The 2,721-nt window shown below is 68.8% G+C and carries 2 protein-coding genes; both read right to left on the reverse strand.

Features of this window, described 5'->3' with window-relative positions; all coding sequences use genetic code 11:
- Positions 1-1,364 (reverse strand): chromosome segregation SMC family protein (locus AB7E83_RS28010; protein WP_428574805.1); only part of this gene is annotated, 1,364 nt, incomplete at its 3' end.
- A gap of 180 nt (positions 1,365-1,544) precedes the next feature.
- The coding region (locus AB7E83_RS28015; protein ID WP_428574807.1) for a S41 family peptidase at positions 1,545-2,721 on the reverse strand (1,177 nt) is incomplete at its 5' end.

Raw genomic sequence — 2,721 nt, forward strand, 5'->3', positions numbered from 1 at the left:
TGGGCATCGGCGTGGCTCATCGCGTGGCGCACGGTCGTCGTGCTGTTCATCACGCGGAAGCCCGCCTGGCGGACCTCGTCGAGCTCGCCTTCGAGCGTCTCGACCCGCTGCTGCGCCGCCCGGAGTTCCTCACTGGCGGCGGCGAGCACGCCGGCCGCCTCGTCCCGGGCGCGCCGGGCGTCCGCGCCGGCCTCGCGCCGCGACTCGATCGCGATCCGCGCCGGCTCGCGCCGCGCTTCAAGGTCCGCTATCTCGTTCTCGACCTCCGACGCACGATGCGCGAGGTTCTGCGCGTGCTGCCGGTTGAACTCCATCTGCTGCTGCCGGCGGTTCAGGTCGATCTCGGCGGCGTGTGCCTCCTCGCGGACCGCCGTGGCGCGACCGTCCGTTTCGGCCTGTTCGATCCGGAGGCGGCCGAGCGCGGCTTCCACTTCGGCCACGCGGCCGGCCGCGGCGGCCTCTTCCTCGCGGACGAGGGTCAGCTTCGTCCGGGCGGACTCGATGCTCTGCTGCAGTTCACGGTACCGGCGGGCGAAGAGCACCTTCTCCCACCGGCGCAGCTCTTCGCGGAGCTTCCGGTAGCGGCGGGCGCGGCCGGCCTGGCGCTTGAGGGCCCCGCGCTGCTTCTCCACCTCGAACACGATGTCGTCGATGCGGGTCAGGTTCTGCTGGGCGGCGTCGAGCTTCAGCTCGGCGGCGCGGCGGCGCGACTTGTACTTCGTCACGCCGGCAGCTTCCTCGATGAGCTGACGGCGATCGGTCGGCCGCGAGCTGAGGATCAGGCCGATCTTGCCCTGCTCGATGATGGAATAGGCCTTCGCGCCGAGCCCGGTATCCATCAGCAGTTCGTGGACGTCGCGCAGCCGGCACGTTTCGCCGTCGATCAGGTACTCGCTCTCGCCCGAGCGGTAGAGCCGGCGCGTCACCTCGACGTCGCGCGTGAACTCCTCGACCAGCTGCCGGACGGTCGCCTGCTCGGAGGGTGAGAGGCTGGTGGCCGCCTCGCCCTGTCCGGGGACGACGCCGAGGCCGGCCTCGTCTTCGAGCTGGCGTGCCTTCGGCAGGCCCGAGAGCCTCAGGCTCACTTCCGCGGTACCGCCCGCCTTGCGGGCGTCGCTGCCGCTGAAGATGACGTCCTCCATCTTGTCGCCGCGCAGGCTCTTGGCGCTCTGCTCGCCGAGGACCCACGTGATGGCGTCCGCCACGTTGCTCTTGCCGCAGCCGTTGGGGCCGACGATGGCCGTGACCCCCTTGTCGAAGGCGAGCTCCGCCCGGTCAGAAAAGGACTTGAAACCCGAAATTTCGAGACGATCGAGACGCATGCCGTGCCCCCTTCCGAGGGGAAAATTGCTGCCTGGGGCCACCTCGACACCGGCGGCTGGGAAGGCCGATTTCGGGGTGTTCAGCGGCCCGCGGGCGGGAGACTGATTGAAACGCGGGTCAGTCTAGCAAGTGCTAGCCATAGTGGCAAGGCAGTCCTTGGACCCCAATATTTTGGGGCCCAAGACCGAAAGGCGGGCGGCCGGACGGGGTTCAGAGACCGGTCAGCGGGCGGCGCGCGCCGGCGCCTTCGACATCTCGGTCAGCCGCTGCGCTTCCGGGAAGAGCGTCAGCGCGAGCTGCACCTGGGGGTCGTGCTCCGAGAGGCGGCGCCTGGCTTCGGCCGCGCCGAACAGGTCGAAGTCGATCTCGTAGCGGATCATCGCCGTGATGAAGACGGCATCCTTCTGCCAGCCGGCCTCGTCGATCGGCACCTTCATCTTGACCAGCATCTCGCGGAAGTCCTGCACCATCGCGGCATCCACGGCAAAGCCCCGGGCCACGCGGCGATGCTCCCGGCTCGTGCTCGGCGGCACGCGGGCATCGCCCTCGCGCGAGAACCGCTGCGCGAACGTGTCGAAGAGCTGGCGGTTGTAGAGCAGCTTCGCGAAGCGGCCGGGCGAGAAGCCGTCCACGGGCCCGTCGAGGCGGTGGTCCGGCTCGATGCCCCCGCCGCTGTAGACCTTGCGGCCGGCGTCGGTGAGCTTCAGGTCGTCGGGGCTGTGCGCCTTGTTCGGATCCTGGTCCTTCTGCGAGTACATCAGGTACTCGTCGAACGTGCCGTCCCACGGACGCTGGATGAGCCGTCCGCTCGGCGTGTAGTACCGCGCGGTCGTCACGGCGAGCCCGGCGCCCTGGTTGATGCGATAGACGGACTGCACGAGCGCCTTGCCGAACGTCGTCTCGCCGACGATGAGCGCGCGGTCGTGATCCTGCAGCGCGCCCGACACGATCTCCGAGGCGCTCGCGCTGTTGCGGTTCGTCAGCACGACGAGCGGCAGGTGCGTGTAGTCGCTCTGTTCCGTCGCGCGGTAGTCCTGATCCGAGTTGGACACGCGGCCGCGCGTGTAGACGATCAGGTCGCCCTTCGGCAGGAAGCGGTTGGCGATCTTGATCGCCTGATCGAGCTGGCCACCAGGGTTGCTCCGGAGGTCGAACACGAGCCGCTTCATGCCCTTCGCCGTCAGGTCTGTCAGCGCGCGGCCGAGTTCCTGATTGCTGTTCTCGGCGAACTCGGACAGCTGGATGTAGCCGGTCGTCCCGTCGATCATGAACGACGCCTTGACGGTGACGATGTGGATCTCGTCCCGCATCACGGAGAGCGGCAGCAGCGCGTCGTACCCGCTGCGCTTCAGCTCGATGCCGACGGTCGTCCCCTTGGGGCCCTTCAGCTTCTTGACC

Origin of the sequence: Ramlibacter sp., assembly GCF_050250995.1 — a bacterium.
In the GTDB taxonomy this organism is placed as follows: Bacteria; Pseudomonadota; Gammaproteobacteria; order Burkholderiales; family Burkholderiaceae_C; genus Ramlibacter.